At 71.8% G+C, this 18,143-nt stretch carries 19 protein-coding genes and 1 tRNA gene; 11 read left to right on the top strand and 9 right to left on the bottom strand.

Annotated features, from left to right (window positions below; translation table 11 throughout):
- Positions 1–8: 8 nt before the first annotated feature.
- The 3 genes from iolB to iolC form a co-directional block, all read right to left on the bottom strand.
- Positions 9–938, bottom strand: a complete 930-nt coding sequence (iolB, locus tag DEP02_RS22390) for a 5-deoxy-glucuronate isomerase (RefSeq protein ID WP_112469487.1) — start codon at positions 936–938, stop codon at positions 9–11.
- Between the two features lie 122 nt (positions 939–1,060).
- Positions 1,061–1,939 (bottom strand): Cgl0159 family (beta/alpha)8-fold protein, encoded by an 879-nt coding sequence (locus tag DEP02_RS22385; RefSeq protein ID WP_112469486.1) that lies wholly within the window; start codon positions 1,937–1,939, stop codon positions 1,061–1,063.
- Positions 1,940–1,952: 13 nt separating this feature from the next.
- Entirely contained in the window at positions 1,953–2,915 is a 963-nt protein-coding gene (iolC, locus tag DEP02_RS22380; protein ID WP_112469485.1) for a 5-dehydro-2-deoxygluconokinase, read from the bottom strand.
- Between the two features lie 320 nt (positions 2,916–3,235).
- Between iolC and DEP02_RS22375 the strand changes: the two genes are divergently transcribed.
- The 6 genes from DEP02_RS22375 (at position 3,236) to DEP02_RS22350 (ending at position 8,914) form a co-directional block, all read left to right on the top strand.
- On the top strand, positions 3,236–4,252 hold the full coding sequence (locus tag DEP02_RS22375) for a sugar ABC transporter substrate-binding protein (protein WP_112469484.1): 1,017 nt from the start codon (positions 3,236–3,238) through the stop codon (positions 4,250–4,252).
- The gene (locus DEP02_RS22370) at positions 4,252–5,328 is read left to right on the top strand and encodes an ABC transporter permease (protein WP_198668537.1); all 1,077 of its coding nucleotides are present in this window, start codon (positions 4,252–4,254) and stop codon (positions 5,326–5,328) included. Before DEP02_RS22375 ends, DEP02_RS22370 begins: the two co-directional genes overlap by 1 nt.
- 5 nt (positions 5,329–5,333) lie before the next feature.
- Positions 5,334–6,260 (top strand): ATP-binding cassette domain-containing protein, encoded by a 927-nt coding sequence (locus DEP02_RS22365; RefSeq protein ID WP_112469494.1) that lies wholly within the window; start codon positions 5,334–5,336, stop codon positions 6,258–6,260.
- A gap of 1 nt (position 6,261) precedes the next feature.
- Positions 6,262–7,164: a sugar phosphate isomerase/epimerase family protein gene (locus DEP02_RS22360; RefSeq protein ID WP_112469482.1), complete on the top strand. Its 903-nt coding sequence runs from the start codon at positions 6,262–6,264 to the stop codon at positions 7,162–7,164.
- A 21-nt stretch (positions 7,165–7,185) separates the two neighbouring features.
- Positions 7,186–8,223, top strand: coding sequence for a Gfo/Idh/MocA family protein (locus DEP02_RS22355; RefSeq protein WP_112469481.1), 1,038 nt, complete (start codon positions 7,186–7,188; stop codon positions 8,221–8,223).
- An 85-nt stretch (positions 8,224–8,308) separates the two neighbouring features.
- Positions 8,309–8,914 carry a GOLPH3/VPS74 family protein gene (locus DEP02_RS22350; RefSeq protein ID WP_198668535.1) on the top strand — a complete coding sequence of 202 codons (606 nt, stop codon included), beginning with the start codon at positions 8,309–8,311 and terminating at the stop codon, positions 8,912–8,914.
- A 90-nt stretch (positions 8,915–9,004) separates the two neighbouring features.
- Here the strand turns inward: DEP02_RS22350 and DEP02_RS22345 are convergent, their stop codons facing one another.
- Positions 9,005–10,006, bottom strand: a complete 1,002-nt coding sequence (locus DEP02_RS22345; RefSeq protein WP_112469480.1) for a GlxA family transcriptional regulator — start codon at positions 10,004–10,006, stop codon at positions 9,005–9,007.
- A 114-nt stretch (positions 10,007–10,120) separates the two neighbouring features.
- On the opposite strand from DEP02_RS22345, the gene DEP02_RS22340 reads away from it, so the two are divergent.
- Positions 10,121–10,759, top strand: a complete 639-nt coding sequence (locus tag DEP02_RS22340) for an HD domain-containing protein (RefSeq protein ID WP_112469479.1) — start codon at positions 10,121–10,123, stop codon at positions 10,757–10,759.
- Between the two features lie 169 nt (positions 10,760–10,928).
- Here DEP02_RS22340 and DEP02_RS22335 read toward each other — a convergent pair whose 3' ends face one another.
- The 3 genes from DEP02_RS22335 to DEP02_RS22325 all read right to left on the bottom strand — a co-directional run bounded on the left by DEP02_RS22335 (position 10,929) and on the right by DEP02_RS22325 (position 13,995).
- Entirely contained in the window at positions 10,929–11,933 is a 1,005-nt protein-coding gene (locus tag DEP02_RS22335) for a Gfo/Idh/MocA family protein (protein WP_112469478.1), read from the bottom strand.
- Positions 11,934–12,013: 80 nt separating this feature from the next.
- Positions 12,014–12,814, bottom strand: a complete 801-nt coding sequence (locus tag DEP02_RS22330) for an SDR family oxidoreductase (protein ID WP_112469477.1) — start codon at positions 12,812–12,814, stop codon at positions 12,014–12,016.
- A gap of 14 nt (positions 12,815–12,828) precedes the next feature.
- Entirely contained in the window at positions 12,829–13,995 is a 1,167-nt protein-coding gene (locus DEP02_RS22325; protein WP_112469476.1) for a phytanoyl-CoA dioxygenase family protein, read from the bottom strand.
- A gap of 122 nt (positions 13,996–14,117) precedes the next feature.
- On the opposite strand from DEP02_RS22325, the gene DEP02_RS22320 reads away from it, so the two are divergent.
- Complete coding sequence (locus DEP02_RS22320; protein WP_112469475.1) at positions 14,118–15,149, top strand: LacI family DNA-binding transcriptional regulator; 1,032 nt, start codon at positions 14,118–14,120, stop codon at positions 15,147–15,149.
- A gap of 15 nt (positions 15,150–15,164) precedes the next feature.
- Here the strand turns inward: DEP02_RS22320 and DEP02_RS22315 are convergent, their stop codons facing one another.
- Complete coding sequence (locus DEP02_RS22315; protein ID WP_112469474.1) at positions 15,165–15,509, bottom strand: cupin domain-containing protein; 345 nt, start codon at positions 15,507–15,509, stop codon at positions 15,165–15,167.
- Positions 15,510–15,675: 166 nt separating this feature from the next.
- Here DEP02_RS22315 and DEP02_RS22310 point away from each other — a divergent pair, with 166 nt between their 5' ends.
- The 3 genes from DEP02_RS22310 (at position 15,676) to DEP02_RS22300 (ending at position 17,474) form a co-directional block, all read left to right on the top strand.
- Positions 15,676–16,194 carry a hypothetical protein gene (locus DEP02_RS22310; RefSeq protein WP_112469473.1) on the top strand — a complete coding sequence of 173 codons (519 nt, stop codon included), beginning with the start codon at positions 15,676–15,678 and terminating at the stop codon, positions 16,192–16,194.
- Between the two features lie 637 nt (positions 16,195–16,831).
- Entirely contained in the window at positions 16,832–17,359 is a 528-nt protein-coding gene (locus DEP02_RS22305; protein ID WP_112469472.1) for a MarR family winged helix-turn-helix transcriptional regulator, read from the top strand.
- 41 nt (positions 17,360–17,400) lie between these two features.
- Positions 17,401–17,474: transfer RNA gene (locus tag DEP02_RS22300), tRNA-Pro, on the top strand.
- A gap of 98 nt (positions 17,475–17,572) precedes the next feature.
- Here DEP02_RS22300 and DEP02_RS22295 read toward each other — a convergent pair.
- Positions 17,573–18,143 (bottom strand): CHAT domain-containing protein (locus DEP02_RS22295; RefSeq protein ID WP_117434530.1); only part of this gene is annotated, 571 nt, incomplete at its 5' end.

Raw genomic sequence — 18,143 nt, 5'->3', positions numbered from 1 at the left:
CGTGGACCTCACTGGGACGACGGGGCGGAAGGGGAGGACGGAGCGGAGGGGGCGGTGTACAGGGGCAGGCGGGGGTCGACGGGCTGCTCGGGCCAGGTGTCGCGGATCCAGGCGTGGTCGGGGTGGTCGCAGATCAGCCAGGCGCGCTCGGCGTCGGGGCCGGCCATGACGTTGAGGTAGTACATGTGGTGGCCGGGCACGGCCATCGACGGCCCGTGCCAGCCGTCCGGGATCAGCACCACGTCGCCGTCGCGCACCTCGGCCAACACGTCCGTCTCCCGGCCCGGCCCGGACGGGGAGACCCGCTGGTAGCCGAGGCCGGGGGTGCCGTCGTGGGCGGCGAACTCGAAGTAGTAGACCTCCTCCAGGACCGACTCCTCGCCCGGCCGGTGCTCGTCGTGCTTGTGCGGCGGGAAGGAGGACCAGTTGCCGCCGGGGGTGAGCACCTCCACGGCGATCAGCTTGTCGCACTCGAAGACGCCGGCGGCGCCGAAGTTGTTGACCTGGCGGGAGCAGTTCCCGGTGCCGCGCAGCTCCACCGGTACGCCGGAGGCCGGACCGTAGCGGGCGGGCAGGCGCCGGGTGCAGCGGGCGCCGGTGAGCGCGAAGCGTCCGCCGCCGGTGGAGGAGACGGTCGTACGGGCGTCACGCGGCACGTACGCGAAGTCGCTCACGCCGCTGAAGACGCTGTCGCGGCCGGTCAGACGGAAGGTCTCCGCGCCGGAGTCGTCGGTGGCCTCGACCGTGCAGCCGCCGCTGAGCGGCAGCACGATCCACTCGCTGTCACCGGTGTCGAAGGTGTGCGCCCCGCCCGGCGGCAGCTCCAGCACGCGCAGGCTGGAGTAGTCCCAGCCGGCGGACTCGGGGCCGACGTCCACGACGTAGGGGCCGCCGAGCGCCTTGCCGGCGGGGAGGTGGTGGGGGCTGGGGCTGGTCACGGGATGCCTCCTTGTCACGGCGGGCACGGGGCGTTCTGGCACGGCGGGCACAGGGCGTTCTGGCACGGCGGGCTCGGGTACGGCGGGCTCGGGTACGGCGCTTCCGAGCGGGGCGGGCTCGGTCACAGCATGCCCACGGCGGTGTCGACCGCGGTCTCCACACTGCCCTCGGCCGGGTACAGCAGCGACCGGCCGACGACCATGCCCTGGACGGTGGGGAGCCGGAGGGCCTTGCGCCAGCGCTCGTAGGCGCCCTTCTGGTCGCGGCCGACCTCGCCGCCGAGCAGCACGACCGGCAGTGTGGAGGTCCGCAGCACCTCGGCCATGTCGTCCGGGTCCTTCGTGACGGGCAGTTTCAGCCAGGTGTAGGCGGAGGTGCCGCCCAGACCGGAGGCGATGGCGATGGAGCGGGTGACCGCCTCGGCGGACAGGTCGTTGGAGACCTTGCCGTCGACGCGGCGGGAGATGAACGGCTCGACGAACACCGGCAGCCGCAGCTCGGCCATCTCGTCGACGGCCCGCGCGGTGGACTCCATGGTGGCCAGCGACCCCGGGTCGTCGTAGTCGATGCGCAGCAGCAGCTTGCCCGCGTCGAAGCGGAGCCGGGCGAGGTCGCGGGCCCGGTGGCCGGTGAAGCGGTCGTCCATCTCGAAGGAGGCGCCCGCGAGGCCGCCGCGGTTCATCGAGCCCATCACGACCTTGCCGTCGAGCACCCCGAGGAGCAGCAGGTCCTCCAGGATGTCGGCGGTGGCGAGCACCCCGTCGACGCCGGGCCGCGACAGCGCGACGCACAGGCGCTCGAGCAGGTCGGCGCGGTTGGCCATGGCGAGTCCGCGGTCGCCGACACCGAGTGCCCCGCGCGCGGGGTGGTCGGCGGCCACGATCATCAGCCGGCCGCTGTCGCCGATCAGCGGGCGGCGCACCCGGCGCGCGGCGGCCTCGGCGACGGCCTCGGGATGCCGGGCCCGGACCGCGGTCAGGTCGGGGATGCTGAGGGTCAAGACAAGGCTCCGTTCAGGGAGTTGCTCGCGCGAGGAGGTCGTCGACCTCCGCTTCGGTGGGCATCGCGGAGGAGCAGGCGAGACGGGAGGCGACGAGGGCGCCGGCGGCGTTGGCGTACCGCATGGTTCTCGTCAGGTCCCAGCCGGACAGCAGGCCGTGGCAGAGCGAGCCGCCGAAGGCGTCGCCGGCGCCGAGGCCGTTGACGACCTCGACGGGTACCGGCGGGACCTCGGCGCGGGTGCCGTCCCGGTGCACCGCGAGGACGCCCTTGGGGCCCTGCTTGACGACGGCCAGCTCCACACCGGCCGCCAGCAGCGCCTCGGCGCAGGCCTCGGGTTCGCGCACGCCGGTGGCGATCTCGCACTCGTCGATGTTGCCGACGGCCACGGTGGTGTGCCGCAGCGCCTCGGCGTAGTACGGGCGTGCCTGGTCGGGGTCGCGCCAGAACATCGGCCGCCAGTCGAGGTCGAACACCGTGGTGCCCGCCCTGGCACGCGCCTCGAGGGCGGCCAGCGTGGCGGAGCGGCTGGGCTCCTCGCTCAGGCCGGTGCCGGTGACCCAGAAGATCCGGGCCGCGCGGACGGCGGAGAGGTCCAGCTCGTCGGTGTGGATCTCCAGGTCCGGGGCCTTGGGACGGCGGTAGAAGTACAGCGGGAAGTCGTCCGGCGGGAAGATCTCGCAGAAGGTCACCGGGGTCGGGTACTGCGCGACCGGCGTGACCCAGCGGTCGTCGACGCCGAAGTCCTTCAGCGCCTCGTGCAGATAGGTGCCGAAGGGGTCGTCACCGGTGCGGGTGATCACCGCGGAGGAGCGGCCGAGCCGGGCCGCGGCGACGGCAACGTTGGCGGCCGAACCGCCCAGGAACTTGCCGAAGGTCTCCACTTGCGCCAGGGGCACGCCGGACTGCAGGGGGTAGAGATCGACGCCGATGCGTCCCATCGTGATCAAATCGAAAGGCTGAGCCGACTCGGCCATGTGCGACCCTCCTTGAGCTGGGCTGGGTGCGGTTCCCGGGGGCCTCGCGACGGTGAAGACGCGGATCCCGGGGCCTGCCGCCTCCCAGATGTAGAACTTCGAGGGCCACACTGTCAATAGTTTGTACTTACATTCGGACTAGCTCCTGAGCTGATGTCCTAACAAAGTATTGACAGCGGACGCGCCACGGGATTGGATCCGGTCCCAAAGCAACAGCCGCGCAAGCGGCACACGGTCCGGGTCCGCCCTTGTCGGCTCCGGGCCGCCGGATCGTCCCGATCCCCTCCCTTCTCCCGTAGCTACAGTGAGGTGCAGGACAGATGGACCGCCGCTCTTCTCGCTCCCGCAGACTCGCCCCCGCCGTGGCCGTGGCCGCGGCAGCGGCCCTGACCCTCGCCGGCTGCTCCAGCGGCTCGGGCGGAAAGAAGTCCGACGAGGGCGGGAGCGCCGCCTCGGCGGGCAAGGCCACCACGCCCCGGATGACGGTCGCACTGGTCACGCACCAGGGACCCGGTGACACCTTCTGGGACATCGTCCGCAAGGGCGCCGAGGCCGCCGCCGCCAAGGACAACATCAAGCTCGTCTACTCCGCCGACCCCAACGCCGGCAACCAGGCCAACCTGGTGCAGAACGCGATCGACCAGAAGGTCGACGGCATCGCCGTCACCCTCGCCAAGCCGGACGCGATGAAGAGCGTCCTGGCCAAGGCCGAGAGCAGCGGCATACCCGTGGTGGGCCTCAACTCCGGCATGGGCGACTGGCAGGAGCTCGGCCTGATGTCGTTCTTCGGCCAGGACGAGTCCGTGTCGGGCGAGGCCTTCGGCAAGAAGCTCAACGAGGTCGGCGCCAAGAAGACCGTCTGCGTGATCCACGAGCAGGGCAACGTCGGTCTGACCCAGCGCTGCGACGGCCTGAAGAAGACGTTCAAGGGCTCCACCCAGATCCTGTACGTCAACGGCACCGACATGCCCTCGGTGAAGTCGACCATCACCGCCAAGCTGAAGCAGGACAGCGGCATCGACTACGTGGCCACCCTGGGTGCCCCCATCGCCATGACCGCGGTGCAGTCGGTGGGCGACGCCGGAAGCAAGGCGAAGATCGCCACCTTCGACCTCAACAAGGACCTCACCGGCGCCATCCAGAAGGGCACCATCGAGTTCGCCGTCGACCAGCAGCCCTACCTGCAGGGCTACCTCGCGGTCGACTCCCTGTGGCTGTTCAAGAACAACGGCAACTACAGCGGCGGCGGCGAGCAGCCGGTGCTGACCGGTCCCGCCTTCGTCGACAAGTCCAACGTCGACAGGGTCGCCGAGTTCGCCGCGAAGGGCACTCGGTGATCGACATGACCCAGCAGGCCGCGCCGGCGGTGGCCACACCGCCGGCTCCCGGCTCCCGGCAGACCGACGGCCGCACCGTGCGGCGTCCGCTGGCGCTGCGGCTGCTCGCCCGCCCCGAAGTGGGCGTCTTCCTCGGCGCCGTCGCCGTGTTCGTCTTCTTCCTCGTCATGGCGCCACCGATGCGCGACGGCGGCTCGATGGCGAACATCCTGTACCAGTCCTCGACCATCGGGATCATGGCGCTCCCGGTGGCCCTGCTGATGATCGGCGGCGAGTTCGACCTGTCGGCCGGCGTCGCCGTGATCGCCTCGGCGCTCACCGCCAGCATGCTCAGTTACCAGCTGACGATGAACATCTGGGTCGGGGTGCTCGTCGCCCTGACCGTGTCGCTCGCGATCGGCCTGTTCAACGGCTGGATGCTGGTCAAGACCGGACTGCCGAGCTTCCTCATCACCCTGGGCACCTTCCTGATCCTCCAGGGCGTCAACCTCGCCGTGACCAAGCTGGTCACCGGCAACGTCGCCACCGACGACGTCAGCGACATGGACGGCTTCGCCCAGGCCAAGGCGATCTTCGCGTCGTCCTTCGAGGTCGGCGGTGTGACGGTGAAGATCACCGTCGTGTGGTGGCTGGTCTTCGCGGCCCTGGCCACCTGGGTGCTGCTGCGCACCAAGTACGGCAACTGGATCTTCGCGGTCGGCGGCAACAAGGAGTCCGCCCGCGCGGTCGGCGTCCCCGTCACCTTCACCAAGATCAGCCTGTTCATGCTGGTCGGCTTCGGCGCCTGGTTCGTCGGCATGCACCAGCTGTTCTCCTTCAACACCGTGCAGTCCGGCGAGGGCGTCGGCCAGGAGCTCATCTTCATCGCCGCGGCCGTCATCGGCGGCTGCCTGCTCACCGGCGGCTCCGGTTCCGCGATCGGCCCGGTCTTCGGCGCCTTCATGTTCGGCATGGTGCAGCAGGGCATCGTCTACGCCGGCTGGAACCCCGACTGGTTCAAGGCCTTCCTGGGCGTGATGCTGCTCGGCGCCGTCCTCATCAATCTGTGGGTCCACCGCACGGCGACCCGGAGGTGACCGCCATGACCACCGACAACACCGCAGCCCACGGCGCCGCCCCGAAGGACACCCCGACCGAGGGGGACCGGCCCGTGGTCGAACTCCGCGGCGCCGGCAAGTCCTACGGCAACATCCGCGCCCTGCACGGCGTCGACCTCGCCGTCCACCCGTCCAAGGTCACCTGCGTACTCGGCGACAACGGCGCCGGCAAGTCCACCCTCATCAAGATCATATCCGGGCTGCACCAGCACACCGAGGGCGAGTTCCTCGTCGACGGCGAACCGGTCCGCTTCGCCACCCCGCGCGAAGCCCTCGGCAAGGGCATCGCCACCGTCTACCAGGACCTCGCCACCGTCCCCCTCATGCCGGTGTGGCGCAACTTCTTCCTCGGCTCCGAGATGACCAAGGGCCCCTGGCCCCTGCGCCGCCTCGACATCGCCCGCATGAAGAGGACCGCGGACGAGGAACTGCGCAACATGGGCATCGTCCTGGACGACCTGGAACAGCCCATCGGCACCCTCTCCGGCGGCCAGCGCCAGTGCGTGGCCATCGCCCGCGCCGTCTACTTCGGCGCCCGCGTCCTCATCCTGGACGAGCCCACCGCCGCCCTCGGCGTCAAGCAGTCCGGGGTCGTCCTGAAGTACATCGCCGCCGCCCGCGACCGCGGCCTCGGCGTCATCTTCATCACCCACAACCCCCACCACGCCTACATGGTCGGCGACCACTTCAGCGTGCTGCGCCTGGGCACCCTGGAACTCTCCGCCGCGCGCAGCGAGGTCACCCTCGAGGAGCTGACCAACCACATGGCCGGCGGCGCCGAACTCGCCGCCCTCAAGCACGAGCTGTCGCAGGTCCGCGGCGTCGACGTCGAGGAGCTCCCCGACGCGGGAGACCTCGCCGCGCCGACCGCACCCGCACCCGCACCGGCATCTTCGGAAGGGAAGTCCTGACATGACTCCTGTGCTGGACCGCATCCGGATCGGCTCCGCCCCCGACTCCTGGGGCGTCTGGTTCCCCGACGACCCCCAGCAGGTGCCCTGGCAGCGCTTCCTCGACGAGGTCGCCGAGGCCGGCTACCCCTGGATCGAACTCGGCCCCTACGGATACCTGCCGACCGACCCGGCGCGGCTCACCGACGAGGTGGACAAGCGGAACCTGAAGGTCTCGGCGGGCACGGTCTTCACCGGCCTGCACCGCGGCCCGTCGGTGTGGGAGTCCACCTGGGAGCACGTGAGCCAGGTCGCCTCCCTCACCCAGGCCATGGGCGCGAGGCACCTGGTCGTCATCCCCTCCTTCTGGCGGGACGACAAGACCGCCGAGGTCCTGGAGTCGCCGGAGCTGACCTCCGAGCAGTGGGAGCACCTGGCCCGGGGCATGGAACGGCTCGGCCGCGAGGTCAAGGAGACGTACGGCCTCGACATCATGGTGCACCCGCACGCCGACACCCACATCGCCACCGAGGCCCACGTCGAACGCTTCCTGGACTCCACCGACTCCGACCTGGTCAACCTGTGCCTGGACACCGGGCACTACGCCTACTGCGGCGGCGACAGCGTCAAGCTGATCGAGACCTACGGCGAACGCATCGGCTACCTGCACCTCAAGCAGGTCGACCCGGACATCCTCGCCGAGGTGGTGGCCAACGAGGTGCCCTTCGGGCCGGCGGTCCAGCGCGGCGTGATGTGCGAGCCGCCCGGCGGCGTACCGGCGCTGGAGCCCGTCCTCGTGGCCGCGCAGAAGCTCGGCGTGGACCTGTTCGCGATCGTCGAGCAGGACATGTACCCGTGCGAGCCGGACAAGCCGCTGCCCATCGCTGTGCGCACCCGCAAGTTCCTGAGGTCCTGCGGAGCCTGAACATCCCGAGGGGGGACCACCATGGCCCGGTCATCGACGTCATCGACGTCATCGATTCTGAACGTCGCCGTCATCGGCGCCGGCCGGATGGGCGCCGACCATGTGCGCCGCATCCACGAAGTCATCAGCGGGGCCCGGGTGAGCGCCGTCGTCGACGTCGACGCGGAACGCGCCAAGGAGGTCGCGGCGCGCGTCGAGGGCTGCACCGCCCACACCGACCCGGCCGCGGCGATGGCCGCGGCCGACGTCGACGCGGTGCTCATCGCCTCGCCGGGCGAGGCCCACGAGGCCACCCTGCTCGCGGCCCTCGCCCGCGACCTGCCCGTCCTGTGCGAGAAACCGCTCACCCCGGACGCCGCCTCCGCCCTGCGCGTGCTCGAAGCCGAGCAGAGGCTGGGCCGGCGGCGCGTCCAGGTGGGCTTCATGCGCCGCTACGACGCCGAGTACATCAGGCTCGAACAACTTCTGCGGACAGGCCAGTTGGGCCGCCCCCTGCTGCTGCACCACCGCCACCGCAACGTGGCGAGCGCGCCCGGCTGGACCAGCGACATGCTGATCAGGGACTCGGTCGCGCACGAGGTGGACGTCACCCGCTGGCTGCTCGGCCAGGAGATCACGGCGGTGACGGTCCTGTGCCCCACCGCGTCCGGGATCGCCCCCGCCGGCCTCCAGGACCCGCAGTTCGTGATCCTCGAAACCGACGGCGGGACGATCGCCGACGTGGAGATCTTCGTCAACTGCGGCTTCGGCTACCAGGTCCAGGCCGAGGCCGTCTGCGAACGCGGCACGGCCCGCGTCGGCGACGGCCACACCATGGTCACCCACATGGCCGGCCGCTGGGGCGGCACCATCGCCCAGGACTACCTCGAACGCTTCGACGCGGCCTACGACCGCGAAGTCCAGGCCTGGGTCGACGCCACCCGCCGCGGCAAGGTCACCGGCCCCACCGTCTGGGACGGCTACGCGGCAGCCGCCGTCTGCGAAGCGGGCGTACGCTCCCTGACGGAGGGCGGCCGGGTGGAGGTGGACCTGGTGGAACGCCCGGCGCTGTACGGGTGACACGCCCGCGGCCGCGCTAAAGTCGGGGCCGTACGGCAAGCACGGGCGTCGGCAGGCGGGCGCGTCCTCGACGAGGAGCATCAGCATGAGCACAGCGCGTGACCTGATGATCGTGGCCCTGGACGTGAAACCGAGCCGCCGGCTGGAGCGCGGCGACCTGTCGCTGGCCCTGGCCGGCGCCGAGGCCTACGACCTGCTGCGGGCCGAGGTCCTGGCCCTGGACGGCGACCGCGTCGTCCCACGGCTGCAACCGGAGCTCGACGACCGCCTGCTGGACGAGGCCGCCTCCTCGCTGACCCGGCAGGTGCCGTACGAAACCCTTCAGGACTGGCTCTGGCGGCACGGCCGCGGCCTGACCTCGGCGTACCTGACCGCCCTGGAGCAGGAAGGACAGCTCGCCTGGGAACGCAGCCGCTGGCTGCCCCTCCGCGGCGGCCACCCGGTCCTCACCGACACCGAGGCCCGGCGCCGCGCGTCCTACCGCTGGGCGGCCGACGAGCCGGTGCTCCTCACCCTGGCGGCGGCCGTCGGCATCCGCGACGAGCCGGCCGGCGAGGAGCCCGGCATCACGGACGACGCGGTCCTCACCGTGCTCGCCGCCGTCCACGACGCGGTGATGGAACTGGAGGCGGTACGCCAGCGCCGCGCCATCGAGGAGGCGGCGTTCGCGAACGTGTGGCGGGGGGCGTAGTCCCGCCGTCCCGCCGCCCCGCCGCACGCCGGTCGGGGCAGCGGCCCTCGGGAGTGTCGTAGCCGACGAGGACCGGCGGAGAGCCGGCATTCAGGCTCCGCGGTACTCCACCGTGTCCCTGGCTTCGGGGACCGCGGTCCGGACCGTGCCGGTGGTGGCGAAGCGTTGGCGGTAGGCGGTGGGGGTGGTGCCGAGGTGGCGGACGAAGACGCGGCGGAGGGTCTCGTCGCTGCCGAACCCGCTGTGCCGGGCCGCCGAGGTGACGCTGTGCCCGTCGAGGAGGAGTCGCTGGGCGTGGTCGAGACGGACCCGCTCGACCCAGCGGGCGGGGGTGGTGCCCAGTTCGGTGCGGAACAACCGGGTCAGGTGCCGGGTACTGACGGCCGCGGCACGGGCCATGGACGGCAGACCGTGATCGGCGGCCGGGTCGGCCAGTACGGAATGGATCAGGGTACGCATCAGGTCGTTGCGCGCGGGCGGAGTGGTGGCCGTGGTGAACTGTGACTGTCCGCCCGGACGCCGCAGGAAGACGACCAGTTCGCGTGCGATGCGGCGGGCCACATCGGCCCCGTGGTCGTCCTCGACGAGGGCCAGTGCCAGGTCGATGCCCGCGCTGATACCCGCGGAGGTGATGAACCGCCCGTCCCGGACATGGATCGCGTCCGGCTCGACACGCACCTGGGGGCGACGGCGGGCGAGCGTGTCGGCGTGCCGCCAGTGAGTGGTCGCCCGGCGCCCGTCGAGCAGGCCGAGTCCGGCCAGGACGAAAGCGCCGGTGCACACCGAGGCGACCCGCGTCGCCCCCGCGGCCACAGTGCGGGTCGTCGCCAGCAGCTCCGCGTCCACCGGCTGCTCGGTCAGGCAGTCACCCCCAGCTACGAGCACCGTGTCGATCCGGCCGGCTTCGGTCGCCGTCACAGTGCCGCTCAGTGGCATCCCGGTCGAGGTCCTGACCTCTCCACCGCACGCGGAGATCAGGACCAGGTCGTAGGGGTGGTCGAGCCGGCCCGCTTGGTGCAGGACCTCCGCGGGACCACTGACGTCCAGCATGGTCACGCCGTCGAACACCACGAAGCCCACGCGATGCGTCATGTCCGAATCCGTGGTTTCTCTGTCAGGAAAGACATGGCGCCATGGTACGTGCTCGGCGACCCTGGAAGGGAAGCCGGACCGTCGGGACAAACAGGACAAGGAAGTGGAGAGATCATGAGCGAGACGATCGCGGGCGTGCGGATTCCGGACAGCGCTCTGGCGCGGGAGGCGACCGAACTGGTCCGTGAGGCGGCCTCACCCCTGCTGTTCGACCACTCCCGGCGAGTGTTCCTGTGGGCATCGCTGCGCGGGCGAGAGCAGGAGCTCCGGTTCGATCCGGAGCTGCTGTACGTCGGGGCGATGTTCCACGACCTGGGGCTGACCGAGCGGTTCCGCCGCACCGACCAGCGTTTCGAGATCGACGGCGCCGACGAGGCGCGGCGGTTCCTGCACGACCACGGCGTCACCGGCGAGGAGGCCGACCGGGTCTGGACGGCGATCGCCCTGCACACCACGCCGGAGATCCCGCTGCACATGGCCCCCGAGATCGCCCTGGTCACCCGGGGGGTGGAACTGGACGTGCTGGGCATCGGCTACCACGCGGTCTCCGACGAACAGCGCACGGCCGTGGTGGAGGCCCACCCCCGCCCGGACTTCAAGAACCGGATCCTGGCCGCGTTCACCGAGGGCATCAAGGACCGCCCCGAGACGACGTTCGGCAACATCAAGGCCGACGTACTCGCCCACTGCGTGCCCGGATTCGTCCGCGGCGACTTCGTCGAGGTCATCAAGAACTCCGCCTGGCCCGAATAGCCTCCGGTCCCTCGAGTTCTTCGGGGCGGGGAGTACGTCGAACGCCGGTGATTTCGCTGTCTGGCTGCCCCACCGGTGGAGGTGCAGGTCACGTAGTCTGCTCCCCGCACTTGCGGGGGCGGCCCCGCACGGCTGACCGTCCGGATCCGCCCCCGGCCCGCCCCCGGGGTCAGTCGATCCGGACCTCCTCGATCCGCACCGGCCGGTGCTCCCGCAGCGACAGCGTGCACGCCTCCGCGATCCAGCCGGCCTCCAGCGCGTCCGCCACCGTGCACGGTGAGGGCAGGCGTCCGGCCACGACCTCGGTGAAGGCGGTGAGTTCGGCGCGGTAGGCGTCGGTGAAGCGGTCCATGAAGAAGTCGTGCGGGGTGCCGGCCGGGAAGGTCACGCCCGGCTCGACCGAGCGCAGCGGCAGCTTGTCGTCCAGGCCGACCGCGATGGAGTCCTGAAAGCCGTGCAGCTCCATGCGGACGTCGTAACCGCGGGCGTTGTGACGGCTGTTGGAGACCACCGCGATCGTGCCGTCGTCCAGGGTGAGGACGGCGCCGGTGGTGTCGGCGTCGCCCGCCTCTCTGATGTGGTCGGCGCCCCGGTTGCCGCCGACGGCGTACACCTCGGTCACCTCCCGCCCGGTCACCCAGCGGATGATGTCGAAGTCGTGCACCGAGCAGTCCCGGAAGATGCCCCCGGAGGCGGCGACGTACGCGGCCGGCGGCGGCGCCGGGTCGAGCGTGGTCGACCGTACGGTGTGCAGTGTGCCCAGCTCACCGGCCCGGACGGCGGCGCGGGCGGCGACGAAACCGGCGTCGAAGCGGCGGTTGTAGCCGATCTGCACGGGTACGTCGCTGCCCTGGACCACCTTGAGGACTTCCACGCCCTCCGCCATGGTGCGGGCCACCGGCTTCTCGCAGAAGACGGGCACGCCCGCCTTCACGGCGGCGAGGATCAGCGCCGGGTGGGCGTCGGTCGCGGCGGCCACGACGATGCCGTCCACCTCGGCGGCCAGGACCGCCTCGGGCGAGTCGGCCACCTGGGCCCCGAACCGCTCGGCGGCGGCCCTGGCGGCGTCCGCGAACGGGTCGGCGACGACGAGCGACTCGACCGCGTCGAGTCCGGACAGGGTCTCGGCGTGGAAGGCGCCGATACGGCCGAGGCCGAGGATTCCGATGCGCATGTGCTCCGCTGCTCCTTGTGTGTGGGTGCCTGCTGTCCGTTGCTGCGGGAGGGCCCTGGAGCGGGCCGGTCCCCCTGCGCTCAGTCCAGTCCGCCGAGCACGTTCTGGTCCCAGTCGATCACCGAACCGGTGACCACCCCCGACCGCTCCGACAGCAGGAGGACGACGAAGTCGGCGATCTCGTCCGGCCGGCCGAGCCTGCCCATCGGCAGTCGGGCCGCGGCCTGCTCCCGCCAGTCGTCGCCGGCGCCGTGGAAGGCGCGCTGGACGGCGTCCTCGCCCTCGGTGGCGGTCCAGCCGATGTTCAGGCCGTTGATCCGGACCCGGTCGAAGCGGTGGGCGTGCGCGGCGTTGCGGGTCAGCCCGATGAGCCCGGCCTTGGCGGCGACGTACGGCGCCAGGAAGGGCTGCCCGCCGTGCGCCGAGGACGTGATGATGTTGACGATCGTGCCGGGCGCCTTGCGGGCCACCATGTCCGCCACCGCCGCCTGCATCGCGAAGAACGGCCCCTTGAGGTTGATCGCGACGTGCGCGTCGAACAGCTCGGGCGTGGTGTCCAGCAGCGTGCCGCGCGAGGTGAGCCCGGCGGAGTTCACCAGGCAGTCGACACGGCCGTACGCCGCGACCACCTGGGCCACCGAACCCTTGGCCTGCTCGGCGTCGGCGAGGTCGGCCCGTACGAACACCGCCTCGCCCCCGGCGGCCGTCAGCTCCGCCACCAGCGCCTCGCCCGGCTCCGGCCGCCGGCCCGTCACGGCCACCACGGCGCCCTCGCGGACGGCGGCCCGCGCGATCGCGGCCCCGACGCCCTGGCTGCCGCCGTTGACCAGCACGACCTTGTCCTGAAGCAGTCCGCCGGGCTGTCCCTTGAGAAGTCCCATGGAATTCCCCTGCCTCAGCTCTCGCGCCGCTCGGCGCCGGCCCGCAGCTCGTCGCGGAGGGCGTCCGGCGTCCACTCCTCGCGCACCGCCCGCCGCACGAGATCCGCCTGGGAGGGCGGGGCCATGCCGTCGACCGGCGGGTCGTCGTCGAGGTTGGTGGGGAAGGGGTAGCCCTCGGCGCTCGCGGCGACCACCCGGTCCAGCCACGCGTCGTCCGCGCCCTCGGCCTTGCGCTTGAGCAGCACCGGGAAGACCGCGTTCGCCACGGCCTCGCGGTCCACGGTCTCCATCGCGCGTCCGAAGGCGGAGGAGACCTGGAGCAGGTTGGCCATGCGCCGGATGCCCGCCGACCGGTTCGTGCCGGCGGCGTGGAAGAGCGCCGGGTTGAAGAAGACGGCGTCGCCCTTGGCCAGCGGCAGCTGCACGTGGTGGGCCTCGAAGTACTCCTGGAACGCGGGCAGCCGCCAGGCCAGGTAGCCCGGCTCGTAGCGCTGCGAGTGCGGCAGGTACATCGTCGGCCCGGACTCCACCGGCATGTCGCAGTGGGCGACCGCGCCCTGGAGGGTCAGCGCGGGGGAGAGGCGGTGGACGTGCGCCGGGTAGGCGGCGGCGACCTCGTTGGTGAGGAAACCGAGGTGGTAGTCGCGGTGCACGGTCTGGGCCGCGCCGCCCGGGTTGACCACGTTGATCTGCGAGGTGACCTGGTAGCCGGGGCCGAGCCAGGCTTCGCCGACCAGCGCCAGGACGTCGTTGGCGTAGTAGTCGGCGAACACCTCCGGATCGTGCAGGGCCGCCTTCTCCAGGGCGTTCCACACCCGGTCGTTGGCGCCCGGCTTGGCGAAGTGGTCCCCGGCGGTGGCGCCCGAGGCGCGCTGCTCGGCGATCAGGGCGTGGAAGACGGCCGTGGCCCGGTCGACCACCGCCGTGTCGGGGAAGGCGCCGCGGAACACCACGATGCCGGGGCCGTCCTCCAGGGCGCGGGCCAGCTCGGCCTGCACGGCACGGCGGTCGCCGGCCTCGCGCAGCCGTGCGGCGTCGTAGAGGAGGACGTTCCGCTCCACCGAGGAGGCGTGCGGGTAGTCGGCGAGATCGGTGCCGCGCTCGACGAGCGCGCGGAAGGAGTCGAGGTCGCAGTCCTGCTCGGACAGCCAGGAACGGCGGTGTGCGGAGGTGGAGGACATCGTCGTCCTTTCGGTCGTCGGGCGACTCGGCCACGAGGGGCTGTACGGTCCTGTCATTGTTGTCATGACAAACCCATCGGACAACCAGCAGCAGGCCATCAAAAACCCCTCAAGGAGCGCGCATGGGCCACCCCTTCCCGATCCGTGAGATCGCACGTCAGGCCGGGCTGAGCGAGGCCACCGTGGACCGGGTGCTCAACGGCCGGGGCGGGGTGCGGGAGAGCACCGCGCGGGAGGTGCACCGGGCCATCGCCGACCTCGACCGGCAGCGCACCCAGGTCCGGCTGGTGGGCCGCACGTTCATGGTCGACATCGTGATGCAGGCGCCCGAGCGGTTCAGCAGCGCCGTACGGGCCGCCCTGGAGGCCGAACTGCCGTCCCTGCACCCGGCCGTGGTGCGCTCCCGCTTCCACTTCCGCGAGACCGGCCCGGCGCGCGAGCAGGTCGCCGTCCTGGACCGGATCGCGCGGCGCGGCTCGCAGGGGGTGATCCTCAAGGCCCCGGACGTCCCCGAGGTCACCGCGGCCGTCGGCCGGCTGGCGGCGGCCGGCATCCCGGTGGTCACCCTGGTCACGGACCTGCCCGCCGGCGCCCGCCTCGCCTACGTCGGCAGCGACAACCGGGCGGCGGGCGCCACCGCCGCATACCTGATGGGCCAGTGGCTGGGAGACCGGCCCGGCAATGTGCTCACCAGTCTCAGCAGCGGCTTCTTCCGCAACGAGGAGGAGCGCGAGATGGGCTTCCGCAGCGCCATGCGGGCCCGCCATCCGCAGCGGACGCTGGTGGAGATCACCGAGGGGCAGGGCCTGGACGCCACGCAGTACGAGCTGGTCCGGGCCGCCCTCGAACGCGACCCGGAGATCCGCGCGGTCTACTCGATCGGCGGCGGCAACATCGCCACCCTGCGGGCGTTCCAGGACCTGGGTCGCGAGTGCGCGGTGTTCATCGCGCACGACCTCGACCAGGACAACACCCGTCTGCTGCGCGAAGGGCGCCTGTCCGCCGTGCTCCACCACGACCTGCGCCAGGACATGCGGGAGGCGTGCCGCCTGGTGATGCGCGCCCACGGCGCCCTGCCGCCCGCCGGACCGACGCTGCCGTCGGCGATCCAGGTGGTGACTCCGTACAACATGCCGGCGGGGGCGGCCGGCTGACCTTTCGCGCGGCGCCTACAGGTCGATCGCGTACACCTTGCGCAGCGTCTCGTGCACCGTCCACGTCGTACGGTCGCCCTCGCGCAGCACCGCCATGTCGCCGGGGCCGACCTCCAGGGTCGGGCCGCCCTCGACCTCGACGGTCGCCGAGCCGCTGAGCACCACGAACAGCTCGTCCGCCTCGGTGTCGGTGACGACCCCGGGAGTGATCTGCCAGATTCCGCGGATCTGCCGGCCGTCCGCCGACTCCCAGACCACCTTCCCGGTCACCTCGGGCGTCCCGGAGACGATCTGCTCCGGGGCGAGCGGCTCGGGCGTGAGGTCGGCGTCGGGTACGTGCAGGGCGAAACTGTGCGTCATACGGCGACCCTAGCGGGGGCTCACCGCCCGGGAACGCCGACAGAGTGTGGGGGATCGGCGCCGACGTACGGACACTTCGTCGCGGCCCGCGGTGAAGTGGCGGGGGCGGACGGCCCGGGTGATCGTTGAGGGGACCGTCTCCGTACGTCCGTGAAGAGAGCAGTTCATGGCCGACAGCACGGCGGCCGTCCCCCGGCGGTCCGGACACGACACCCCGTCCCTGATGCTGTTCGGCGGGGTCTACGGCGCCGTGGTGGCCAGCGCCATGGTCGCCGCGCTCACCGAGTACGGGCACAACTCGGCGGCCGACCGCCGCTACGACGCCGCCTGGCTGCTGGTGACCGCGTTCGCCTCCGCGCTCGCCCACGGCTACTCCCACTACATCGCCGAGCGCGGCCCCCGCCTGCGCCTGCAGGGCCTGCGCGCCCTGGCCGGCGAGTGGCCGCTGGTGGCCGCCATGCTGCCCAGCGTGCTGATCGTCGCCGGCGCGGGCTGGGGCTGGTGGCCCGCCGACAGCGACAGCGTCGAGCACCCGGCCTTCGCCTTCAACATCGCCCTCCTCTTCGTCCTGGGGCTGGTCTCGGCCAGGCGGGCGGGCCGGAGATGGCCGCTCACCCTGGTGACCGGCGTGGTGGACGCCATGCTCGGGCTGCTCGTGGTGGTGGCCAACGCGGTCATCAAGTGACGACCGTGCGGTGGGTTTCCACGGGCGCGGTTCGGTGTGACGCGGGCCGGCAGTCGCGCGGCGCTGATCGATCCGGAGACCCAGGGCCTGGCCGAGCGCACCCGCGACCGCGGTTCGCGGGTCCGGGTGGCGACCGTGGAGGAAACGGTCGCCGTCACCGAGAGCCGCATGGTGCTCGAAGGACTCCGCGCGGCCAGGGCGGCCGGCGCGACGAGCGACGAACGGCTGACCGAACTCGCGGACCTCGGCGCGGCGATGGAGGAGGCCGTCTTCTGCTTCGAGCCGCACCAGCCCGGGATGAGCGGCTCCAAGCCCGAGGTGCTGCCCGACAGCACCGAGGTGTGGGAGACCAAGCACGGCGCCGCCCCGACCTTGACGGTGGAACACGCGGCGAAGGAGGTGTCCGTGGCGCCGAAGGTGTGGCGCGAACCGACGGAGAGCGCCACCAGGTTGGGAGTCACCCCACCCGAAACGGCGTCCTCCGCCCGACACACCGTCGTACGCCGCCGGCTGCGGGGGAGGGGGACGGCAGGCGGCGGGCGTCCCCTGAGCGCCCGGCCCGCAGCGCGTTCCGCGGCCGTACGGTCACGGACGGTGTTTTGCTTGAGTAAGGCAACTATGCGGTATGCTTCGCGGTATGCCCACCTCATCGTCGCCCACCGGACCGGTCTCACCGGAAGTGGCCGAGATCGAGCGCGCCCTGATGCGCATCACCTACCTGAGCACACGGGCCCGGCAGCACGAGAGGCTGATGGGCCTGGCGGGCGTGCCGCTGGACCGCGCGGCGGTCGCGCTGCTGCGCCAGATCGCCGACTGCGAGCCGCAGCGGCCGGGCGAGCTGGCCAACCGCCTCGGCGTGGAGCCCTCCCACGTGACGCGCACGGTGCAGCAGCTGCAGAAGACCGGTCACGTCACCCGCGTCCCCGACCCCGACGACCGCCGGGCCCAGCGCATCCGGCTCACCGAGACGGGCCGGGACGCCATCACCCGCATCCGCGAGGCCGGCGCCCGCAGCATGCAACTGGCCCTGGCCGACTGGTCCCCGGAGGAACTGCGCCGACTGGCGACGCTGTTCCACCGCATGGTCGACGACTTCCTCGCGTACGCCAAGGACGTCGACAGCGAACAGGAGGCCCACGAACCCGCGAAGGCCCGCATACGGTAGGGTTTACCTGCACGTTCACGCGGACCACCGCGCGAACGCGCCGGGACGTGGCGCAGCTTGGTAGCGCACTTGACTGGGGGTCAAGGGGTCGCAGGTTCAAATCCTGTCGTCCCGACGTGTGAAACATCAGGTCGGAGGCCGTAGCAGAGCAATCTGGTGCGGCCTCTCGGTCATTCCGTGGTGGCCGGACCGCGCCCATTTTGTTCGGGGCTCTCAGGCCGCCCCGAACGCCGAGAACGCCCACCCCGTCGCCTGGTGCGTCGCGTCGCCCGGCACCGCGGCCCGCGCGTCGCGCAGCGCCTCGGCCAGGCAGAGGCCCGCGTCCAGGCCCTTGTGCAGGGCGAGCATCAGGGGGACCACCGCCTCGTCATTGACGGGCGCGCTGCAGGCCACCACACCGGCGGTGCCGAGCGGCAGCAGCGCCGTGACCAGGCCGAGGAGTTCGTCGGCGCCGACCGAGGCGAACCGGGCGGTGTCGCAGCAGGAGAGGATGATCCGGTACGGGCTGCTGTGCAGGCGTTCGAAGTCGTGCACGATCAGCGGCCCGTCGGCCATCGTCAGCGACGAGAACAGCGGGCTGTCCGCGCGGAAGGTGCCGTGTGCGGCGATGTGCGCGAGCGCGGCCCCGTCCAGCTCCCGCAGCACGCGCGACACATGAGCGTCCTCCTCCTCCAGGACGGTCGGGGTGCCGTACCGGCCGGCCAGCTCGGGCACCTCCGCGCCGCCGGTCGCCAGCCCCGGCCCGCGCACCAGCACCCGGCGGCCGCCCGGCGGCGGCTCGGTC

Source organism: Streptomyces triticisoli (genome assembly GCF_003270085.1).
Classification (GTDB): domain Bacteria; phylum Actinomycetota; class Actinomycetes; order Streptomycetales; family Streptomycetaceae; genus Streptomyces; species Streptomyces triticisoli.
This window is presented reverse-complemented; position numbering and strand designations above follow the sequence as displayed.